This is a genomic window from Streptomyces chrestomyceticus JCM 4735 (assembly GCF_003865135.1).
Classification (GTDB): Bacteria; Actinomycetota; Actinomycetes; order Streptomycetales; family Streptomycetaceae; genus Streptomyces; species Streptomyces chrestomyceticus.
Map to the genome: position 1 here is coordinate 4,273,986 of NZ_BHZC01000001.1, position 20,819 is coordinate 4,294,804.

Annotated in this window: 17 protein-coding genes and 1 pseudogene; 2 read left to right on the forward strand and 16 right to left on the reverse strand. The window is 71.6% G+C overall.

The window, feature by feature from the left end:
• Nucleotides 1–266 precede the first annotated feature (266 nt).
• From EJG53_RS18105 to EJG53_RS18120, 4 genes are all read right to left on the reverse strand, one after another.
• On the reverse strand, nucleotides 267–1,724 hold the full coding sequence (locus EJG53_RS18105; RefSeq protein WP_244955194.1) for a hypothetical protein: 1,458 nt from the start codon (nucleotides 1,722–1,724) through the stop codon (nucleotides 267–269).
• A gap of 118 nt (nucleotides 1,725–1,842) precedes the next feature.
• Complete coding sequence (locus EJG53_RS18110; protein WP_244955195.1) at nucleotides 1,843–2,856, reverse strand: ABC transporter substrate-binding protein; 1,014 nt, start codon at nucleotides 2,854–2,856, stop codon at nucleotides 1,843–1,845.
• Nucleotides 2,857–2,939: 83 nt separating this feature from the next.
• On the reverse strand, nucleotides 2,940–3,668 hold the full coding sequence (locus EJG53_RS18115; RefSeq protein ID WP_125045728.1) for an ABC transporter permease: 729 nt from the start codon (nucleotides 3,666–3,668) through the stop codon (nucleotides 2,940–2,942).
• Nucleotides 3,669–3,672: 4 nt separating this feature from the next.
• Entirely contained in the window at nucleotides 3,673–4,410 is a 738-nt protein-coding gene (locus EJG53_RS18120) for an ABC transporter permease (RefSeq protein WP_125045729.1), read from the reverse strand.
• A gap of 196 nt (nucleotides 4,411–4,606) precedes the next feature.
• Here EJG53_RS18120 and EJG53_RS18125 point away from each other — a divergent pair, with 196 nt between their 5' ends.
• Nucleotides 4,607–5,809, forward strand: a complete 1,203-nt coding sequence (locus EJG53_RS18125; RefSeq protein ID WP_125045730.1) for an ABC transporter ATP-binding protein — start codon at nucleotides 4,607–4,609, stop codon at nucleotides 5,807–5,809.
• A 32-nt stretch (nucleotides 5,810–5,841) separates the two neighbouring features.
• Here the strand turns inward: EJG53_RS18125 and EJG53_RS18130 are convergent, their stop codons facing one another.
• The 6 genes and pseudogenes from EJG53_RS18130 to EJG53_RS18155 all read right to left on the reverse strand — a co-directional run bounded on the left by EJG53_RS18130 (nucleotide 5,842) and on the right by EJG53_RS18155 (nucleotide 11,174).
• Nucleotides 5,842–6,324, reverse strand: coding sequence for a DUF3180 domain-containing protein (locus EJG53_RS18130; RefSeq protein WP_031005598.1), 483 nt, complete (start codon nucleotides 6,322–6,324; stop codon nucleotides 5,842–5,844).
• A gap of 149 nt (nucleotides 6,325–6,473) precedes the next feature.
• On the reverse strand, nucleotides 6,474–7,067 hold the full coding sequence (gene folK / locus EJG53_RS18135; RefSeq protein ID WP_125045731.1) for a 2-amino-4-hydroxy-6-hydroxymethyldihydropteridine diphosphokinase: 594 nt from the start codon (nucleotides 7,065–7,067) through the stop codon (nucleotides 6,474–6,476).
• Nucleotides 7,064–7,422, reverse strand: a pseudogene (gene folB, locus EJG53_RS18140) (dihydroneopterin aldolase). The gene folK and the pseudogene folB overlap by 4 nt, the downstream one beginning before the upstream one ends.
• Nucleotides 7,423–7,838: 416 nt before the next feature.
• Nucleotides 7,839–8,333 (reverse strand): nuclear transport factor 2 family protein, encoded by a 495-nt coding sequence (locus EJG53_RS18145; protein WP_031005594.1) that lies wholly within the window; start codon nucleotides 8,331–8,333, stop codon nucleotides 7,839–7,841.
• On the reverse strand, nucleotides 8,330–9,250 hold the full coding sequence (gene folP / locus EJG53_RS18150; protein WP_167515131.1) for a dihydropteroate synthase: 921 nt from the start codon (nucleotides 9,248–9,250) through the stop codon (nucleotides 8,330–8,332). The genes EJG53_RS18145 and folP overlap by 4 nt, the downstream gene beginning before the upstream one ends.
• 79 nt (nucleotides 9,251–9,329) lie before the next feature.
• Nucleotides 9,330–11,174 (reverse strand): phosphatidylglycerol lysyltransferase domain-containing protein, encoded by a 1,845-nt coding sequence (locus tag EJG53_RS18155; protein ID WP_167515132.1) that lies wholly within the window; start codon nucleotides 11,172–11,174, stop codon nucleotides 9,330–9,332.
• A gap of 138 nt (nucleotides 11,175–11,312) precedes the next feature.
• On the opposite strand from EJG53_RS18155, the gene EJG53_RS18160 reads away from it, so the two are divergent.
• Nucleotides 11,313–12,428 (forward strand): alpha/beta hydrolase-fold protein, encoded by a 1,116-nt coding sequence (locus tag EJG53_RS18160; RefSeq protein WP_125045733.1) that lies wholly within the window; start codon nucleotides 11,313–11,315, stop codon nucleotides 12,426–12,428.
• A 149-nt stretch (nucleotides 12,429–12,577) separates the two neighbouring features.
• Here the strand turns inward: EJG53_RS18160 and folE are convergent, their stop codons facing one another.
• The 6 genes from folE to dacB all read right to left on the reverse strand — a co-directional run bounded on the left by folE (nucleotide 12,578) and on the right by dacB (nucleotide 20,739).
• Nucleotides 12,578–13,183, reverse strand: coding sequence for a GTP cyclohydrolase I FolE (gene folE, locus EJG53_RS18165; RefSeq protein ID WP_031005586.1), 606 nt, complete (start codon nucleotides 13,181–13,183; stop codon nucleotides 12,578–12,580).
• Between the two features lie 235 nt (nucleotides 13,184–13,418).
• Entirely contained in the window at nucleotides 13,419–15,437 is a 2,019-nt protein-coding gene (gene ftsH, locus EJG53_RS18170; RefSeq protein ID WP_030019222.1) for an ATP-dependent zinc metalloprotease FtsH, read from the reverse strand.
• Between the two features lie 283 nt (nucleotides 15,438–15,720).
• Complete coding sequence (hpt, locus tag EJG53_RS18175) at nucleotides 15,721–16,260, reverse strand: hypoxanthine phosphoribosyltransferase (RefSeq protein ID WP_031005582.1); 540 nt, start codon at nucleotides 16,258–16,260, stop codon at nucleotides 15,721–15,723.
• A gap of 88 nt (nucleotides 16,261–16,348) precedes the next feature.
• On the reverse strand, nucleotides 16,349–17,437 hold the full coding sequence (gene tilS, locus EJG53_RS18180; protein WP_125045734.1) for a tRNA lysidine(34) synthetase TilS: 1,089 nt from the start codon (nucleotides 17,435–17,437) through the stop codon (nucleotides 16,349–16,351).
• Nucleotides 17,438–17,646: 209 nt separating this feature from the next.
• On the reverse strand, nucleotides 17,647–18,795 hold the full coding sequence (locus EJG53_RS18185) for a zinc-dependent metalloprotease (protein ID WP_125045735.1): 1,149 nt from the start codon (nucleotides 18,793–18,795) through the stop codon (nucleotides 17,647–17,649).
• Between the two features lie 450 nt (nucleotides 18,796–19,245).
• On the reverse strand, nucleotides 19,246–20,739 hold the full coding sequence (gene dacB, locus EJG53_RS18190) for a D-alanyl-D-alanine carboxypeptidase/D-alanyl-D-alanine endopeptidase (RefSeq protein ID WP_244955196.1): 1,494 nt from the start codon (nucleotides 20,737–20,739) through the stop codon (nucleotides 19,246–19,248).
• Nucleotides 20,740–20,819 lie beyond the last annotated feature (80 nt).

Below are 20,819 nucleotides of genomic sequence, written 5' to 3' on the forward strand. Positions count from 1 at the left end.
GGCGGTCGCCACCGCCTTGGCCCGGTGGGCGGGCGCCGCCGAGCGTTCCCGGAGGGCGGTGACCTGGGCTCCGTCGATCAGCAGGACTGTGCTGACGGCCGTACACCGGCCGAGGGCGGAACGGGCGCGGGCGGACCGGGGAGGGGGACGGCGGGCGCGGCCCGAACGTGACGATGCGCCCGACGGTGGGCCGCCCGCCGTTGGGCAGGGCCGCCACCGCCGGGCGCATCGTCACGGAACTCCGCGGAAGCGCGCCCGTGCGCGGGTCAGGAAGAAACCGCGCTGCGCAGTTCCGCCAAGTCGATCTGCTCGGTCTCGTCGTGCGCGGTCAGGTCGATGACCTCACCGTTGGCGGCCTCCGCGGCCTCGTCCTCCGCTGCCTTCTCGGCCGCCTTCGCCGTCTTTTCCGTCGCCGCCGCCTTCGCCTGCTCCGGCTTTCCCGGCTCCGGCTTCTCCGCCGTCGGCTCCGAGGCCCCGTCATGGGCCCGGCCGAGCGCCGACTGTTCGGCGACCGCCTCGTCACCGACCACGTCGGCGAGGTCCTCCTCCAACTGCCGGACCGGCTTCGGCCGCCGCGTCACGGTCGACGGCGCGCCCGTGCCCGGACCGCCCTGCGGGGCTCCGTCCCGTACGGCGCCGGTGCCGGTCGCCGTACCGAAGAAGTCGAAACCGCCCTGCAGACGGGAGGCGGGCAGCCGCGCGGCCCGTACGGGCGCGACGACGGCCGCGGCGACCGGAACCGGACGCAGACCGGACGCCGAACCCGTGTCAGCGGCGACACCGGCATCCGCGGCGGCACCGGTACCGGCGTCCGGCAGCTCGGCAGAGCCCCGGCCGGCGCCCTCGGCCGTACCCGCCTGCGCGTCAGCGGCCCCGGAGGCGGCGGGCATCGACGCCCCCGGGTTGGGACCGCCCGGCTTCGGACCACCCCGCCCCGACGCCCCCGGCTTCGACGCGCCCGAGCCCGACGCACCCGTCTTCGTTCCGTCCGGATTCGCACCGTCCGAATTCGACCCGCCCGGCTTCGACCCGCTCCGATTCGCCCCGCCCGCCTTCCGGCCACCAGGCTCCGGGACGGCGGCCGTACGGACCGGGCCCTGCACGTCCGGGCGCTGTGGGGCCGGACGCTCCGTGACCGCCCCGGGCTTCCCCCGGCCGCCCGCACCGTCCCGGTCCTGCGCGTCCCCGGCCTGGCGGGCCGCGTTGCGCGGAAGCTGCCGCAGCGCTTCCGCCGCCCGGTGGTACATCCCCGCGGTGAGCACGCCCGGCACGTTCCCGTCCGGGCCGCCCGCGGCCCTGGCCGCCGGCTCGCCGGTGGGCGTGCCGGTCTCGATCGCGAGCAGCCGGCGGCCCTCCAGGGCGCTGGCCCGCTCGGTCTCGGCGGTGGCGTAGCGGCGCAGCAGCTCGGCGTGCTCACTGCGCAGCCGGGCCAGCTCGGCCCGCTTGGCCCGCAGCTTGGTGTCCAGCTTGCCGCGTATCCCGCGGGACTCCTCCAGGTCCGTTTCGAGCTCGGCTATGCGTTCGTCGGTCTTCCACTCGTCCCGCACCCGGGCGTTCTTCAGCTCGGCGATGCTCTTGCCTGCCGTACGGTCCCACGCGCGCAGCAGTACGGAACCGGTGACCGCGGCGGCCGCCGCGCCCGTGGCGAGCACGCGCTGTGCCAGGTCGTCGCCGACGAACCAGACGCCCGAGGCGCAGGCTAGCGACGCACCGGCAACCGTCACGGGAGGAAGAAGCCGGTGCAGGGATGGCGAATGGCGGTGGCGTCCTCGTGGCATGGCCTGAAACTTACCGTGCGTGCGGGACCTATGGGGCCCCGCCCGCCGGTTCGTTTCCCGGTGGTTACTTCTTCGCCAGTCCCTTCGACTCCAGATATGCGCGCGCGACATCCTCGGGCTTCTGCCGTTCCGCGTCGACCTTGTGGTTCAGCTCGATCAGATCGGCGGTCGTCAGCTTGTCCGTGAGCTTGCCCAGAGCCGCCTCGATCTCCTTGTCGCCGGCGCTCTTCGCATTCACCACGGGCAGCACATTGTCGGCATTCTGCAGCTTCTTGTCGTCCTTCAGCAGCACCAGGCCGAAGGTGTCGAGCGTGGCGTCCGTGGTCGTGGTCAGCACCAGTTGGTCCGTGCCGTCCTTGACGGCCTGCTTGGCCTGCGGGGTGCCGACACCCTTCGGATCGATGCCCGTCACGGCTATGCCGTAGACCTTCTCCAGGCCCGGCTTGCAATACGGCCGTGTCTCGCACTCCTCGCCCGCCGCCAGTTTGATCTTCTCCTTGGACCGGCCGAGGTCCGAGAGCGTCTTGAGGTGGTGGCGGGCGGCGTATTCCTTGGTCACCGCGAACGCGTTCTGGTCCGTCGCCTCCCCGGCCGGCAGCACCTTCAGCCCGCGGGGTTCCGCGAGGGTCTTCAGCGCCGCGACCGTCTTGCCGATGTCGCTGGAGGCGACGGGCTTCGGGTTCGGCCCGTTCTTCTTGGCGTTGAGGAATTCGGCGAGGGTCGAGGCGTATTCCGGTACGACGTCGATCTGGCCCTTCTCCAGCGCCGGTTCGTACAGCTCGCGATTGGCGAGCGTCTTGACGGTGGTGCGGTATCCCGCATCGCTAATGATCTTGGAATAGATCTCCGCGAGCACCTTCGACTCGGTGAATCCCGCCGAGCCGATGACGATGTCCCCCTTCCCGCCACCGCTCGACGCGCCGCCCTTCTCCTCCAGGCTCTTTCCGCCGCAGGCGGCCAGCCCGCCCGCCAGCGCGAGCGCGGCCCCCGCGGCGAGCGCGGCTCGCGCCGTACGGGACGGTCTACGGCCGGAGCGGGGGTGATGGCCGGGGCGCTGACTGTTCGGGTCCTGGTTCATACCGATTCACCGTCCAAGGAGAAGAGAGAAAAAGTCCATGTGCGGGCCCTGAAGGGTCGTGTGCGGGCCCTGAACGTCCATGCCTACGCGGGGCTCCCGGCCGGCGCCGCGTCGTCGGCCGCCGTACGGGACTTCCGCACCCGGCCCCGGCCCCGCCGCATCGGGTCGAAGGCCCGGTCCGTCAGCACCAGCAGCCCTTCGACCAGCAGTGCCAGTACGGCGACCAGCACCGCGCCCGCGACGACCTGCGGCGTGTTGTAGTTGCCGAAGCCGGCGGTGATGATGCGGCCGAGGCCACCGCCGCCCGCGAGCGCGGCCAGCGTCGCCGTGGCCACGACCTGGACACCGGCCGACCGCAGACCCGTCATGATCAACGGGTAGGCGAGCGGTAGCTCGACCCGCAGCAGCAGTTGCGGCCCGGACATGCCCATCCCCCGCGCCGCCTCGACCACGTCCCGGTCGGCCTCCCGCATGCCCACGTACGCGTTGGTGAGCAGCGGCGGCACCGCGAACAGCACCAGCGCGGTGATCGTCGGCCAGTCCCCCGCCGTGCCCAGCGGACTGAGCGTCAGCAGGACCAGGACCGCGAACGTCGGCACCGCGCGCCCCACGTTGGAGATGTTGACCGCCAGCGCCCCGCCCTTGCCGATGTGGCCCAGGTACAGGGCGACCGGCAGGGCGATCAGACAGGAGATCGCCAGGCACATCGCGCTGAGGTAGACATGCTCGCCGAGCCGGTGCCACACCCCTTTCTCCCCGGCCCAGTTGGCCGAGGCCGCCAGCCAGTCCCAAGCGCCCGTTATCGCGTCCATCGCCTCAGGCCACCGCCTTCTTCGCCGTCCGGCCGGCCGCCCGCCGCTCGCGCCGAGCGCGGGACCGCGCCCGCGCCTGCGCCCGGGTCCACGGCGTCAGCAGCCGCTGAAGGCCGATCAGCAGGACGTCGGCGACCACCGCCAGCAGCACGCACAGCACCGAGGCGGTCAGCACCTCCGCCTTGAAGAAGCCCTCCATGCCGCTGGATATGAGATTGCCGAGGCCGCCGTAGCCGACCACGGCGCCGATCGTCGTCATCGCCACCGTCGAGACCGTCGCGATCCGCAGCCCGGCCGTCAACGCGGGCAGCGCCAGCGGGAGTTCGACACCGAACAGCAGCCTCACGGGGCCGTAGCCCATCCCGCGCGCCGCCTCGCGGACCTCCCGCGGCACCGACTCCAGCCCGGCGAGGATGTTCCGGACCAGGATCGTCAGCGAATACAGCACCAGGCCCGTGACGACCACGGCGGCCGAGACGCCGAAGACCGGTGTCAGCAGCGCGAACATCGCCAGTGAGGGGACCGTGTACAGAATCGTCGTCAGCCCGAGCACCGGGCCCGCCGCGGCACGCCAGCGGCGGGCTGTCAGCGCCAGCGGAAAGGCGATCAGCAGGCCGATGACGACGGACACCAGCGTGATGCCCACGTGCTGGACGGTGGCGTCCAGCAACTCCTGACCGCGCGTCCGGACATACTCACCGCAGATCCAGTCGTTCGCCTCCAGGCAGCTCTGCGCACTCACCCGCGGTCACCTCCCCCGCCCTGTCGCTCACATTTCCGGTGACTGTCTGCGACCCTATCCCCCACCACTGACAATCCGACCGGCCCGCCATCCAGTCGTAACAAGACACACGTGACGGGGCGGATTCCGCGGGCAGGAGCCGGAGAAGCACAGCGCGCCTACCCGGCCGGCGGCCGTCCACACTGGGGAAACCACCATGATCCGTTTCGAGCACGTCACCAAGGGCTACGCCGACGGCACCACCGCCGTCGACGACCTCTCGTTCGAGGTCGCGGAGGGCGAGCTGGTCACCCTCGTCGGGCCGTCGGGCTGCGGCAAGACCACGACGATGAAGATGGTCAACCGGCTCATCGAGCCGACCGCCGGCCACATCTACCTGGACGGCGTGGACATATCGACCATCGACCCCGTCGAACTGCGCCGCCGTATCGGCTACGTCATCCAGCAGGTCGGCCTCTTCCCGCACAAGACCGTGCTGGACAACACCGCGACCGTCCCGCACCTGCTCGGCTGGCCGCGCAAGAAGGCCAGGGACCGGGCCGCCGAACTCCTCGACCTGGTCGGCCTGGATCCCGCGCAGTACGGGGACCGCTACCCGGACCAGCTCTCCGGCGGGCAGCGCCAGCGCGTCGGCGTCGCCCGCGCGCTCGCCGCCGACCCGCCCGTCCTGCTGATGGACGAGCCGTTCGGCGCGGTCGACCCGGTCGTGCGCGAGCACCTCCAGACGGAGTTCCTGCGGCTGCAGTCCACGCTTCACAAGACGGTGCTCTTCGTCACCCACGACATCGAGGAAGCGGTACGGCTCGGCGACCGCATCGCCGTCTACGGGACGGGCCGCGTCGAGCAGTTCGACACCCCGGCCACGGTGCTGGGGGCGCCGGCCACCCCGTACGTCGCGGAGTTCGTCGGCGCCGACCGCGGGCTCAAGCGGCTCTCCGTGACGCCGATCGAGACCGGCGACCTGGAGCAGCCGCCGGTGGTCCGGCTCGACGACGACGCGGCGCGCGCGGCCGCCCGGCTCAACGAGGAGGGCGCGGCGTGGGCCGTGGTCCTGGACGCCGACGGCGGCCTCCACGGGTGGGTCTCGGCGGCGGGCCTGAAGGCGGCGGGCGGCGGAACGGCGACGGGCGCCGGAGCGGCGACGGCGGCTACCGGACGCGAGGTGCGCGACCACGCGCGCCGCATGGACGCGTGGCTGCCGCTCGGGGCGCCGCTGAAGCAGGCGTTCAGCACGATGCTCCAGCACGACGCCGGATGGATCGCGGTCCTGGAGGAGGAACGATTCCTCGGCGTGCTGACGCCCGCGGCGCTGCACGCGGCGCTGCGGCGGTCCACGGCGGCCGACGCGGGCCGCCTGACGCGCGACGAGGTCGTGGTGGAGAGCGTTCCCGGCGCGTAGCGGCGCGGCGCGCCCGGGGGCCTCAGCGCCCCCTACGCCGCGCTCGCCCCCGCCTCGTCATCGTCCTCCGGAAGCTTGCACACGCGCTCCAGGAAGAGCGCGGCGCAGACCACCGCCGCACCGGCCAGGACCGAGAAGCCCGCGTGGATGGCCTGGTCACGGCGGGGCTCGACCTCAAGTCCGGTGGTGAGCAGGAAGACGCCGACACCGCCGTACACACCGGCCACCACGGAGGCCACCAGGGCGCTCGCCTGGCCGAAGACGACGGCGCGGGCGGCCACCAGCGGATCGACGCCCCGGGCGTCGGGGCGGCGTTCGCGCTGGGCCTTCAGCCGGGAGCGCAGGGACACCGCGGTGGCGGCCAGGACGGCGGCGATCAGGGCCAGCACGACGGGGGCGGCCAGCGGTACGCCGGGAAGGGTGCCGAAGGAGTCCCACAGCCGGGCGCCGGCCCAGGCCAGCACCCCGGCTGCCAGGAACAGCCCGCCCAGCACCTTGATGTGTAGCTGCTTCACCGAGCGTTCGCCCCTTGTGCCCTCGTCCTCGTACGTGTGGTGCGGAATGCGGATGTGCGCGTGGTCGTGCGGAATGCGTGCGTCATGGCAGGTCCGGTGTACGGCGCCGGCGGCCGGCGACGCCGGCGCCGCACCCACCGTCCCAACGTCTACTCGGGCAGCCGCAGTTCCAGGTCCACCCGCGGTACGACGCCCTCGCGGCCGACCTCCGAGAGCAGCTCGGCCACCGCGCCGCGGCCCGGAACCTCCGCCTCCGGGTCGACGTCGTGCCACGGCACCAGCACGAAGGCGCGCTCGTGGGCCCGCGGGTGGGGCAGGGTCAGCAGCGGGTCCTCGGAGACGACGTCCTGGTACGCCAGGATGTCGACGTCGATCGTGCGCGGCCCCCAGCGCTCGTCGCGGACGCGCTCGAACGCCTCCTCGATCGCGTGCCCGCGCTCCAGGAGGGAGCTGGGCGGCAGCGTCGTCTTGATGAGCACCACCGCGTTGAAGTACGACGGCTGCGTGCCCGGGTCGACGCCCCACGGCTCGGTCTCGTACACCGGCGAGACGGCCTTGACGCGGACACCGGGGGTGTCCTCCAGCGCGTCGACGGCGCCCTGGATGGTCTCCAGGCGGTTGCCGAGGTTGCTGCCGAGGGAGATCACGGCGCGTTTCGGGTTGGAGAGCGTCACGTCCGCGGCGTCCACCCGCTCCACCACGGACGTGGGCACCGGCTGTACGGTCGGGTCACTGCTGGTCATACTCGGCTCCGGGTGATGGTGATGGTCACGTCGTCAAAGGGACGGTGATCGGGGCGTCCGGCTTGTGGACGACCACCTCCACCTCCTGCACCCCCTCATGCTTGAGGCACTGGCCGGCGATGCGCTCCGCGAGCGTCTCGATGAGGTCGACGGGCTCGCCCTCGACGACGGCCACGACCTCCTCCGCCACGACGCCGTAATGCACGGTCTTCGCGAGGTCGTCGGTCGCCGCCGCCGGGCGGGTGTCCAGGCCCAGCACCAGGTCCACGATGAAGGTCTGGCCCTCTTCGCGTTCCCGGGGGAAGACCCCGTGGTGCCCTCGGGCCTTCAGCCCACGCAGCGCGACACGATCCACGCGAATCACACTCCCACTGGTCCCATTGGCACCTCTGGTACCACTGATCGTCGGAATTGCGGGCGGGAACCAGAGACTCGTCCGGCATGCCGCCCCATCATCGAATCTACCTGCGAGCACCGACAGTGTTTGCCCACGGGGGCCGTGGACAAGGCCCCGTACGACTGCTGGGCGGCTCTGCCGGGGCGTACAGACGGTCGTCAGCGCGGCCACTACCCGTGGCCCCGCGGTCCCACCCCTACCCGTGCGGCACTTGGCTCGAACGGGTGCGCCGGAGTCGACCTCGCTGACGCTTCCCGCTGACGCGCACGGCGTCGTCGCCGCAGGCCGCCGACCTGAGGGCGGTCACCGCACGGCCACAGAACGGTCACCCGGTCCCAGCGAAAACGCGCGAAGTCTTCACGCGAGTTTCACGTTCAGACCCCGCCGCCCACGCCCCCGGCACCCGGCCCGTCGTCACCGGGCCCGGCCCCGTCGCCGTCCCCGTCGTCGTCCTGGTCCGCCAGGACGGGCGAGCCGTGGTGCGACCAGACCCGCCAGCCCTCCTCCGTACGCCGGAAGACATTGGTCGCGACGACCAACTGGCCGATCAGCGGCCCGACCGAGCCGTCCTCCTCCGCGGGCCCGCCGCTGAGGATGTTCTCGGTGCAGGTGACCAGCGCGGTGTCGCCGAGGACGTCGATCTCCACATCCGTCAGGAAGAACTGGATGTACTCGGTGTTCGCCATGATCAGGGCGTACGAGCGCAGCACCTCGCCGCGCCCGCGCAGCACCGGCCAGCCCGGGTGCACCACGCTCACCTGGCCGTCCATCCACATCTCGGACATGGCCGCGTGGTCACCGCGCTCCATGGCCTCGTACAGGTCGGTGTTCGCCTGCTCGACCAGCTCGATGTCCGTACGTGGACTCACACCGCTCCCGTCGCGTCCGCCGCACCAGCGGCGCCCGTCACACTCGTCCCGTCCGTCCCCGACGCCGCGCCTTCCACGGCACGGGCCACCCGTACCGCGTCCGCGCTCGCGCGCACCTCGTGCACCCGCACCGCCCAGGCCCCCTCCCGCGCGACCATCGCCGACACCGCGGCCGTCGCCGCGTCCCGCTCACGGGCGGGCGGCGGAGCGGCCTGTGCGTCCCCTGCCAGCACCCTGCCCAGGAAACGTTTGCGCGAAGCGGCCACCAGCAGGGGACGGCCCAGCTCCCGCAGCCGCGCGAGCTGCGCGATCAGCGCGAGGTCGTGCCCGGCCTCCTTGGCGAAGCCCAGCCCTGGGTCGATGACGATGCGCTCGGGATCGATACCGCCGTCGACCGCCCGGTCCAGGCTCTGCCGCAGCTCGTCGAGCACCTCGGTGACGACGTCCCCGTACACGGCCCGGTTGTTCATGTCGATGGACCGGCCACGCCAGTGCATGACCACGAACGGCACCCCGGCGGCGGCGACCACCGGCACCATCGCCGGATCGGCCGCGCCCGCGCTCACGTCGTTGACCAGCCGCGCGCCGGCCGCCACGGCCTGCTCGGCCACCGAGGCGCGCATGGTGTCCACCGACACCGTGACCCCGGCGGCGCACAGCTCCCGTACGACGGGCACGACCCGGCGCAGTTCCTCCGCCTCGTCCACCCGGGCGGCGCCCGGACGCGTCGACTCGCCGCCCACGTCCACCAGGTCGGCGCCCTGCGCCACCAGGTCCAGGCCGTGCTTGACGGCCAGCTCGGTGTCGAACCACTGCCCGCCGTCGGAGAACGAATCGGGCGTCACGTTCACCACGCCCATCACCGCGCAGCGGTCCCAGTCCGGAAGTCCGGCCACCCGGCCGCGCAAGGTACTCATGGCACCAGCCTAGGCGCCAGGAACGAGGACGCCGCCCACCCCCGGGAGGGGACGGGCGGCGTCACCGGGCGGTACGGCGCTACGCCGCCGGCTCGACCTCGTCCGCGCTGATCGGCGCCTTGGTGTGCGCGCACGGGCGCGGCTCGGGCGCCTTCTTGCGGCGCAGCGCGCGGGGCAGGCTCAGCTCCAGGTAGCCCTCGGCCTGGAGGGCGGCCAGGCCGATGCGCGGGATGTCCCGGCTGTTGCGGAAGACCACGAAGCGCGGCTCCCAGCGCGGGCGGAACTTGTCGTTGAACTTGTACAGCGACTCGATCTGGTACCAACGCGACAGGAAGATCAGCATGCCGCGCCAGATCCGGATGACCGGCCCCGCGCCCAGCTTCTCGCCGCGCTCCAGGGAGGAGCGGAAGACCGCGAAGTTCAGCGACACCTGCTTGATCTTCAGGTCCGGGGCGGCCTGGAGGGAGGCCACGATCAGCAGCTCGTTCATGCCGGGGTCGGCGGAGCGGTCGCGGCGCATCAGCTCCAGCGAGATGCCGTCCTTGCCCCACGGTACGTAGTGCTGCATGGCCTTCAGGTCACCGAACGGGCCGGGCTGCTCGCCCTCGGCCGGCGCCAGGTGCGCGGTGGCGATCACCGCGTCACCGTCCCGCTCGGCGTCGATGCGGCCCAGCGCCATGGAGAAGCCGCGCTCGGTGTCGGTGTCCCGCCAGGCGTCGGCGGCCCGCTGGATGCGCGCCAGCTCCTCGGGCGCCAGGTCGCGCACGCGCCGTACCCGGGTCTCGTAGCCGTTGCGCTCGATGCGCTTGACCATCTGCCGTACGTTGCGCATCGAGCGGCCGGTGAGCGTGAAGTCCGCCACGTCGACGATCGCCTCGTCGCCCAGTTCCAGCGCGTCCATGCCGGTCTCGCGGGTCCAGACCTGGCCGCCGGTCTCGCTGCAGCCGGTGACGGCGGGGGTCCAGGAGTGCGCCCGCGCCTCCTCCATGAAGCGCTCGATGGCGCCCGGCCAGGCCTCCACGTCGCCGATCGGGTCGCCGCTGGCCAGCATCACGCCGGATATCACCCGGTAGCAGACGGCGGCCTTGCCGGTCGGCGAGAAGACCACGCCCTTGTCGCGGCGGAGCGCGAAGTAGCCCAGGGAGTCGCGGCCGCCGTGCTTGGCGAGGAGTTCGCGCAGTCGCTCCTCGTCCTGCTCGGTGAGCCGGGCGGCCGGGTGCTCGGGGCGGAAGGCCAGGTAGGCGGTGGTGGCGACGGTCAGCAGGCCGAGCGCGCCGAGCGAGTAGCCGACGGTGTAGTCGACGTTGTTCACGTACCGGACCGGGCCCTCGAAGCCGAAGAGACCCCACATGACGTGCTTGAACCGCTCCCACACCGACGGATCACCGATGATCTTGTGCGGGTGGGAGTTCACGATCACCAGGCCGAGGCCGAAACTGATGCCGCCCAGCGCGACGAAGTTCAGCAGGGCCTTCACCCGGCTGCGCGGGTCCGGCAGCGCCTCGAAGGAGCGCCGGTGCCACACCAGGAAGGCCAGCAGGGCCAGCGAGAGGGCCGCGCCCACGATCGAGTGACGGTAGACGAGCTGCGCCGCGATCCCCACCGGCAGCAGGGATACGGCCGCCACCCAGGCCCGGCGCTTACGCCGTTTGAGCCCGTGGGCGAGCATCAGCAGCAGGATGCCGACGACGATGGAGGAGGCCGCCGCCAGGGCGCTCACCGTGCCCGGCAGGACCTCCGCCAGGGCATGCAGCCTGCTGTGCCGGAAGCGGGGAAAGAGCCCGGCGACCAGGTTGAGCAGCCCGACGACCGCGCCCGCCGTCCCCACCAATGGCGGCACCTTTTCCGGGCGGGGGCCGCGCAGCCAGCGTGGCGGACGCCACGCAACCGTCCCGGACTTTTCGCCATCTACCTTGTCAGACATTACTTTCCCGTCGCCCCGGTCGAGAGAACGTGCGAGTCTAAGTCGCAGCATCTGGACTTTTGCGCCCTGTATGACGGCGTTTCAGGGCCCGGGGTTCCACCCGCGGCACGGATGCGGCCGCCCGGAAGAAAGCACCACATGGGTCTCACCAGCAAAAAAGTGCTGCTCTTGGCCGTCCTTTTCGCTGTAGCACTCTTTGTTCTCACGATCTGGCTGTGGCCGCGCCTGTCCCGGCAGAACTGGCGCTCGGTCCTCGGCCGGATCGGCCTGCTGCTGGCGACCCAGCTTTCGATCTTCGCCTCCATCGGTCTCTTCGCGAACAATTCGTTCGGTTTCTACGCATCGTGGGCGGACCTGTTCGGCCAGGAGCAGGAGCCGGGCGTGGTGGTGAATCACGAGACCGGCCCGAACGGCACCAAGCTGAAGCTGCTCGGCAGCGAGCACGTCGGCGTACCCGGCGGGTCCAAGCCGCACGTGGGCGGCCGGATAGACCAGGTCGTGCTGCAGGGCGAGAAATCCAAGATCAACAGCCCGGCGTTCGTGTACCTGCCGCCGCAGTACTTCCAGCCGAAGTACGCGAAGAAGCGTTTCCCCGCCTCCGTGGTGCTGACCGGCTACCCGGGCACCGCACAGGCCCTCTACAAGAAGCTGCACTTCCCGCAGACCCAGCACGACCTGGTCCGCAAGAACAAGATGCAGCCGACGATACTGGTGATGATGCGCCCGACCGTCGCGCCGCCGCGGGACACCGAGTGCGTGGACATCCCGAACGGTCCGCAGACCGAGACCTTCTTCACCCATGACGTACGGCACGACATAGCCAGCCACTACCGGGTCGGCACCGCCGCCAAGAACTGGGGCGTCATAGGGGACTCCACCGGCGGCTACTGCGCCCTGAAGATGCCGATGCGCTACCCGAAGGCGTTCTCGACCGGCGTGGCCCTCTCCGGCGCGTACAAGGCCCCGCTGGACGCCTCGACCGGCGCGCTCTTCGGCGGCGACAAGCAGTTGGAGCGGGAGAACAACCTGCTGTGGCGGCAGAAGAACCTGCCCGCGCCGCCGGTGAACCTCCTCGTCACCTCCAGCAAGCAGGGCGAGGACAACTACAAGGAAACGCTGCAGTTCATCCGGCAGACCAAGTCGCCCGGCCGGATCGCGTCGATCATCCTCGACAGCGGCGGCCACAACTTCAACACCTGGCGCCGAGAGATACCCGCCGCCTTGGAGTGGATGGGCGGCCACCTCAAGGCGTAGCGGAGCATCGCCCCAGGGGCGGGCGTACGCAGCGGGCGGGGCCCGGTGGATGTCCACCGGGCCCCGCCCGCTGCGTACTGCTTCCCGGGGCCGCGCCGGCCCGTACGGACGCCCGGGGCTCCGTACGGCTCTCAGCGGCCGCCCAGGGCTCAGCGCGCCAGTATCAGGCTCATCGCCTCGGAGCGGGTCGTGGAGTCCCGAAGCTGGCCGCGTACGGCCGAGGTGGTCGTCTTGGCGCCCGGCTTGCGTATGCCGCGCACCGACATGCACATGTGCTCGGCCTCGATCACCACGATGGCGCCGCGGGCCTCCAGGATGCGCATCAGGGAGTCCGCGATCTGTGTGGTGAGGCGCTCCTGCACCTGCGGGCGGCGGGCGAAGACCTCGACCAGGCGGGCCAGCTTGGACAGCCCGGTGATCTTGCCGCTGTCGGCCGGGATGTAGCCGACGTGCGCGACGCCGTGGAAGGGCAGCAGGTGGTGCTCGCACAGCGAGACGATCTCGATGTCCTTGACCAGCACCATCTCGTCGTGGCCGAGGTCGAAGGTGGTCGTCAGGACGTCCTCGGGCTCCTGCCGCAGCCCGGCCAGGATCTCCTTGTACGCCCGTGCGACCCGGGCCGGCGTCTCCAGGAGTCCCTCGCGGTCCGGGTCCTCGCCGACAGCGATCAGCAGCTCACGTACGGCGTTCTCGGCGCGCTTCTCGTCGAACTCGCCGATCTTGCCGTCGCCGTCCAGCGTCACCGGATCGGTCATCTCGTGCCTCGTTCCTGTTGCGCCCGCTCCACACGCGGAGTACCACACGTCCAGGCTAGAACCCGTGAGGCGCCACATTCATTCCGGGGCCGCTGTGGGCCCCCGTACCGAACCCGGCATAACGGACGCCCGACGACGAAAACCGGGCCCGTACGGAATCTTCCGTACGGGCCCGGTCTGCTTCCGGGCGGACCCGGTCGCCGTGTTCACCACCGCTCGGTGCGCGGTCCGGCGGTCATGCCTCGGGGGTCTGGTCCTCCGGGGCTTCGGCCTTGTCCGTCGAGACGGCGGACGAGGAGGCCGAGGGGGCGGAGCCGTTGGCCGGCGCCAGCTCCTTCGGCGACAGCACCGGCGGGCGCGTCGAGGGCGTACGCCGCGAGGAACCGGTCCACGCCGGGCGGGCCGGGCGCTTCACGATGTGCTTGAAGACCTCGGCGACCTCTTCCTTGTTCAGCGTCTCCTTCTCCAGGAGCTGCAGCACCAGGTTGTCGAGCACGTCGCGGTTCTCGACCAGGATCTCCCACGCCTCGTTGTGCGCGGTCTCGATGAGCTTCTTGACCTCTTCGTCGACCAGCGCGGCGACCTCTTCGGAGTAGTCGCGCTGGTGACCCATCTCACGGCCCAGGAACGGCTCGGAGTTGTCGGAGCCGAACTTGATCGCGCCGAGCCGCTCGGTCATGCCGTACTGGGTGACCATGGCACGGGCCGTCGCGGTCGCCTTCTCGATGTCGTTCGCGGCGCCCGTGGTCGGGTCGTGGAAGACCAGCTCCTCGGCCGCCCGGCCACCGAGCATGTACGCCAACTGGTCGAGCATCTCGTTGCGCGTGGTCGAGTACTTGTCCTCGTCCGGCAGGACCATGGTGTAGCCCAGGGCCCGGCCGCGGGACAGGATCGTGATCTTGTGCACCGGGTCGGAGTTCGGGGAAGCCGCCGCGACCAGGGCGTGTCCGCCCTCGTGGTACGCGGTGATCTTCTTCTCCTTCTCGGACATGATGCGGGTCCGCTTCTGCGGTCCGGCCACCACGCGGTCGATCGCCTCGTCCAGGAACTTGTTGTCGATCAGCTTGGCGTCGCTGCGGGCCGTCAGCAGGGCGGCCTCGTTCAGCACGTTCGACAGGTCGGCACCGGTGAAGCCGGGGGTGCGCTTGGCGACGGCCGACAGGTCGACGTCCGGCGCGACCGGCTTGCCCTTCTGGTGGACCTTGAGGATCTCCAGACGGCCCTGCATGTCCGGGCGGTCGACGGCGATCTGCCGGTCGAAGCGGCCGGGGCGCAGCAGTGCCGGGTCCAGGATGTCCGGGCGGTTCGTCGCGGCGATCAGGATCACGCCGCCCTTGACGTCAAAGCCGTCCATCTCGACCAGGAGCTGGTTCAGCGTCTGCTCACGCTCGTCGTGACCGCCGCCGAGGCCCGCGCCGCGGTGCCGGCCGACGGCGTCGATCTCGTCGACGAAGACGATCGCCGGGGCGTTCGCCTTGGCCTGCTCGAACAGGTCACGGACCCGGGAGGCACCCACACCGACGAACATCTCGACGAAGTCGGAACCGGAGATCGAGTAGAACGGGACGCCCGCCTCGCCGGCCACGGCGCGCGCGAGCAGCGTCTTGCCCGTACCCGGCGGGCCGTACAGCAGCACGCCCTTGGGAATCTTGGCGCCGACCGCCTGGAACTTCGACGGCTCCTGGAGGAACTCCTTGATCTCCTGGAGCTCCTCGACGGCCTCGTCGGACCCCGCGACGTCCGAGAACGTCGTCTTCGGCGTGTCCTTGGTGATCAGCTTGGCCTTGGACTTCCCGAAGTTCATCACCCGGGAGCCGCCGCCCTGCGTCTGGTTCAGCAGGAACAGGAAGACGACCGGGATGAGGATGAAGGGAAGCAGCGTCACCAGCATGCTGAGGAACGGGTTCTGCTTCGACGGGGAGACGGTGTAACCGTCCTTGATCTCGCCGGTCTGGTACCTGGCCTGCAGGGTCTTGGCCAGATCGACGCCCTGGTCGCCGATGTAGCTCGCCTGGAGCTTGTTGGAGCCGTCGACCTTGTTGTCGCCCGACAGCTCGACCTTGATCTTGTTCTCGTCGCCGGTCGTCAGCTCGGCGGATTTCACCTTGTTGTCAGTGATCGCCTTGACGACCTGACCGGTGTCCACCGTCTTGTAGCCGCCGGACGAGCCGACGACCTGCATCAACACGACCACGGCGAGGACGGCCAGCACGATCCACATGACCGGCCCACGGAAGTATCGCTTCACGTCCATCCATACGGAGCCGTCAGAGCCCCGTCCCTCCTGCCACAGTGAGGCACAACAGCCCTGTGGAGGGCTGGTCGTGCGTACGGTGTATTACTGGCCCGAAAAAAGACTGACCTTCGGACGGTACCCCAGCATTGTCACCCGACGACGCCGCCCACGGTTAACAATGCAGCTTCGGATGCCGTTCTCCCTGCTCCAACGGCGGCGGCCCTTCAGGGGTTCCCGCCGCCGGGCGCGGTCGGTCCCGGACCCCGGCCGCATCGGGGGCGGCCGGACGGGTGTGCCCCGCTCAGCCGCCGTAGACGTGCGGCGCGAGGGTGCCCACGAACGGCAGGTTGCGGTACTTCTCCGCGAAGTCCAGGCCGTAGCCCACGACGAACTCGTTGGGGATGTCGAAACCGATCCACTTCACGTCGATGGCGACCTTCGCCGCGTCCGGCTTGCGCAGCAGCGTGCAGACCTCCAGGCTGGCCGGCTCGCGCGAGCCCAGGTTCGACAGCAGCCAGGACAGCGTCAGGCCGGAGTCGATGATGTCCTCGACGATCAGGACGTGCTTGCCCTTGATGTCGGTGTCGAGGTCCTTGAGGATGCGCACCACTCCGGAGGACTGGGTGCCCGCGCCGTACGACGACACGGCCATCCAGTCCATCGTCACGGGGTTGGACAGCGCGCGCGCCAGGTCCGCCATGACCATCACGGCGCCCTTGAGGACGCCGACGATGAGCAGCTCCTTGCCCGCGTACTCCGCGTCGATCTTCGCCGCCAGCTCCGCCAGCTTCGCGTCGATCTCTTCCTTGCTGATGAGCACCGACTGAAGGTCGGAACCCATGTCCTTGTCGTCCACCCGTGCCACTCTCGCTCGGTTCGGTGTCGTGAGACTCGTGAGGCGGGGCGGTGCCCTTTCGATGTCCTGCGGCTCAGCCCTGCCGGATCACCAGTCTGCCACCCTGCCGTCGCACACCCACCCGCCCGGGGAGGTTGACGGTGCCCTGACCCCGCCATCCGGTGATCAGCCGGTCCACTTCCTCGATGTGGCGGGCGAACAGCGAGCCGGCCGGGGCGCCCGCCGCGATGGCGGCCCGGCGCAGCACCCGGCGGCGGACCGCCGCGGGCAGCGCGTACAGCGCGGTGGCGTCGAGCGTGCCGCGCTCGTCGAGGACCGTGCGCTCGGCGTCGGCGGCCCAGGAGTCCAGGGCGTCGGCGTCGTCCCGGGACAACTGCGCCGTACGGGCCAGGGCCTCCACGACGCCCTTGCCGAGCGCCTTCTCCAGCGCGGGCAGGCCCTCGTGGCGCAGCCGGGAGCGGGTGTACAGCGGGTCGGAGTTGTGCGGGTCCTCCCAGACGGGCAGCGACTGGATCAGACACGCCTTGCGGGCGGTCTGCCGGTCGACCTCCAGGAACGGTCGGCGGTAGCGGCCGCCGCGGCCGGTCTTCGCCGCCATCCCGGACAGCGAGCGGGTGCCGGAGCCCCTGGCGAGCCCCAGCAGGACCGTCTCTGCCTGGTCGTCGCGGGTGTGGCCGAGGAGGACGGCGGCGGCGCCGTGCCGCTCGGCGGCGGCGTCCAGCGCGGCGTAGCGGGCGTCCCGGGCGGCGGCCTCGGGACCGCCCTCGCGGCCCACCTCGACGGCCACCGCGTCGACCGGGTCCAGTCCGAGGGAGCGCATCCGCAGGACGACCTCGGCGGCGCGGACGTCGGAGCCGTCCTGGAGGCCGTGGTCGACGGTGATGCCGCCGGCCCGTACGCCCAGCCGGGGCGCTTCGAAGGCCAGTGCGGAGGCGAGGGCCATGGAGTCGGCGCCGCCGGAGCACGCGACGAGCACCAAGGGGGGCCCGCCCGCCGGCGCGGAGGGCAGCGGCGCCCCGGCGGGCCGCGCGGGGCCCGCGGCGACCGGCTGCTGCGCGGGGGACGCGGGGGCCGGGGAGTGCGAGGAGTGGTGGTTCAGTACGTCGTGAAGTACGCGGCGGACCGCCACGCGTATCGCGGCGACCGCTGGATGGGGACCCATGTCCGTTTCCAATCGTCAGCTGGGGGGCCTGGGGCCGTCTACGACTTTTTCGTCACACAGAGTGCCTAGATGGTGACAGAGACGAGCAGTTCCCCGAGCATTGCACGCCTATCCTGCGGTCACGGTCCCTCAGAAGAGTGATTGAGGGGAGCGTTCACCGGCCTCGCGGTGCGCCCGGCTCACGACTCCGCCCCGCCGGGCTCCGCCCCCTACCGGTGCACCCGCGCGACCCAGTCCGCCGGTTTGGCGATCTCCTGTTTCGTCGGCAGCGTGTTCGGCGACGTCCACACCCGGTTGAAGCCGTCCATGCCGACCTCGTCCACCACCGCCCGGACGAACCGCTCGCCGTCCCGGTACTGGCGCAGCTTCGCGTCCAGCCCCAGCAGCTTGCGCAGCGCCTGGTCGAGGCGGCCCGCGCCGCTGGCCCGCCGCTTCTGGAACTTCTCCCGGATCTCCGCGACCGACGGCACCACCTCCGGGCCGACACCGTCCATCACATAATCGGCGTGGCCCTCCAGGAGCGACATCACGGCCGTCAGCCTGGCCAGGATCTCCCGCTGGGCCGGGGTCTGCACCAGGTCGACGAAGCTGCGGCCGCCCTCGTCGCCCTCCTCGCCCTCGGGACTGCCGCCGGTCAGCGACTGGGCGGCCTCCCGCAGCCGCTCCAGCAGCGTGCCCGGGTCGATCTCGGTCTCGCCGAGGAAGGACTGGATCTCGCCCTCGATGTGGTCGCGCAGCCAGGGCACGGCCGTGAACTGCGTACGGTGCGTCTCCTCGTGCAGGCAGACCCACATGCGGAAGTCGTGCGGGTCGACCTCCAGCTCCCGCTCGACGTGCACGATGTTCGGCGCGACCAGCAGCAGCCGGCCGCCCCGCGCCGCGGCGGGCAGGTCCCGGCTCGCGGGCGCGAACGTCTCGTACTGCCCGAGGACCCGCGAGGCCAGGAACGACAGCAGCATCCCCAGCTCCACGCCGGTCACCTTGCCGCCGACCGCCCCCAGCACCGCGCCGCCCGGTACGGAGGAACGGCGCTCCTCCATCTTCTGCAGCAGCGGCTTGAGCACCGCCCGGAATCCGGCCACGTTGGCCTTGATCCAGCCCGCCCGGTCCACGACCAGCACCGGGGTGTCCTGCCCCTGGCGTTCCTGTTCCGTGCCCGGCTCCCCCTCCGTCTCCGGCCGCACCATGCGGGTGAACGCGCGCACGTGCTCCTCGGAGGACTTCGCGTGCCGCCGCAACTCGGCGACGATCGCCCGCGCCTCGTCCCGGCTCACCTCTGGTCCCGGCCGTACGAACCGGGTCGCGGTCGCTACCGCGAGGTTCCAGTCGACCATCTCCACACCACCGATGCTCGTCATGGGTTCACGGTACGTGGGCGCTCCCGCTTGGGGTAGCGCGGCGCGGTGCGCCTGCGGCGGGCTGGGCCGGTTCGACGGTGCCGGTTCGCCTTCGGGTGCGGCGTTGTTCGCGCCTGCGGCGGGCGGTGGCCGCTGCGCTGCGCCCTACTGGCGCGGCTTTCCGGTTCCTGGGTGCCGGTTCGCCTTCGGGTGCGGCGTTGTTCGCGCCTGCGGCGGGCGGTGGCCGCTGCGCTGCGCCCTTTTGGCGCGGCTTTCCGGTTCCTGGGCGCCGGTTCGCCTTCGGGTGCGGCGTTGTTCGCGCCTGCGGCGGGCGGTGGCCGCTGCGCGGGGCTGTCAGGTTCGGGGGCGGGCCTGCGCGGCAGGCCGCTCCGGCCCGCCCCCTTCCGTGGAAGGGGGGAGGAGGAGGTGGGTGGGGGCTGGTGTGGGTGGTGTGGTGCTGGTGGGGTGGTTTCAGTGGCAACCGCAGTTGGCTACCGCTGTGGCCATATGGTCCAGGGCCTGTTGGGCGGCCTGGGGGTCGGTGGTGTTGTTGGTCATGAAGGCGAACAGGAGGAGGCGGCCGTCGGTGTCGACGACTGTGCCGGCCAGGGTGTTCACGCCGGTGAGGGTGCCTGTTTTGGCGCGTACGGTGCCGGCGCCCGCCTTTTCGTCCGTGTAGCGGCCGCTGAGGGTGCCGGTGAAGCCGGCCACCGGCAGGCCGGTGACGACGGGGCGCAGTTCGGGGTGGCCGGGGGACGTGGCCAGGGTGAGCAGGCGGGTGAGGAGGGTGGCGGAGACCTTGTCGTCGCGGTCCAGGCCGCTGCCGTCCTCGAAGACGGCGCCGGTCAGCGGGAGTTTCAGGTTCGCCAGGGTCTTGTGGACGGCCCGGCCCGCGCCCTCGAAGCTGGCCGGTTCGCCGGTGGCCAGGGCTGTCTGGCGGGCCAGGGCTTCGGCGATGTCGTTGTCGCTGTGGGTCAGCATCCGCTCGACGAGGCCGGAGAGCGGCAGGGAGCGGGTGGTGGCGAGGCGGCGGGCCTTGGCGGGGGCGGTGGTTCCGGCGGGCGGGTCCTCGACCGTCACGCCGCGGTCGGTGAGCATTTTCGCGAAGGTGCGGGCTGCGGCTGCTGCCGGGTCGGTGTCGCGGGGGGCCGGGCCGGAGCGGGAGGTGTCGAGGCGTCCCTCGTCCGCCATGAGGGGGGTGACGGGGGCGATGTTCTCGTTGGGGCTTATGGGGTGGAGGGTGGGGCCCGTATAGGCCGAGGTGTCGTAGCCGAGGCGGATCTTGGTGGTACCGCGCTCCTTGAGGGCGCGGGCCGTGTCGTCGGCCAGGGTGCGGAGGCTGGCGGGCGGGTCCTGGGTGTCCTGCTCCGGGGCGCGGGCGGTGAGGGTGGGGTCGCCGCCGCCGACCAGGACGAGGCCGCCGTCCGCGCCCTCGACGACGGTGGTGTCGATGCGGTGCTCGGGGCCGAGCGCGGAGAGCGCGGCGGTGGCGACGGCCAGCTTGACCGTCGAGGCGGGGGTGGCGTTCCGTCCGGAGTCGGCGCCGAAGAGTTCGCGGCCGGTGGCGGCGTCCACGACGGAGGCGGTACGCAGCGAGCCGAGCGCCGGGTCCTTCAGGAGCGGCGCGAGGGCGTTCTTCAGGCCCTCGGCGCCGGGCGGGGGCGCGGGGGTGCCCAGTGCGGCCAGGACCGGCGGCGCGCCGGCGGGGCCGTCCGGAACGTGATGCTCGCCACGCGTTCCGCCGGGCGCCGCGGCGCGGGCGCGCTCCGCCGTACGCTGGCCGGAGTCCCACGGACCGGCCGCCACCACCGCTCCGGCCGCCACCAGCAGGCCCAGGACGGTGGAGCTGGCCGTCAGCCGTACGGTCTGCCGCTGCTGCTTGGACGCCGCCCACCAGGCGGTACGGGCGGAATCCGTGGCGGACCGGTAGGCCGAACGCGCCGACCCGGCCGCCGAACGGGTCATGGACACGGCGGCGGAACCCGCCGACCGCGCCGAGCCCGTCGCCGTCCGGGCGGAACGTTGCGCCAACCGCTGCGCGGCCT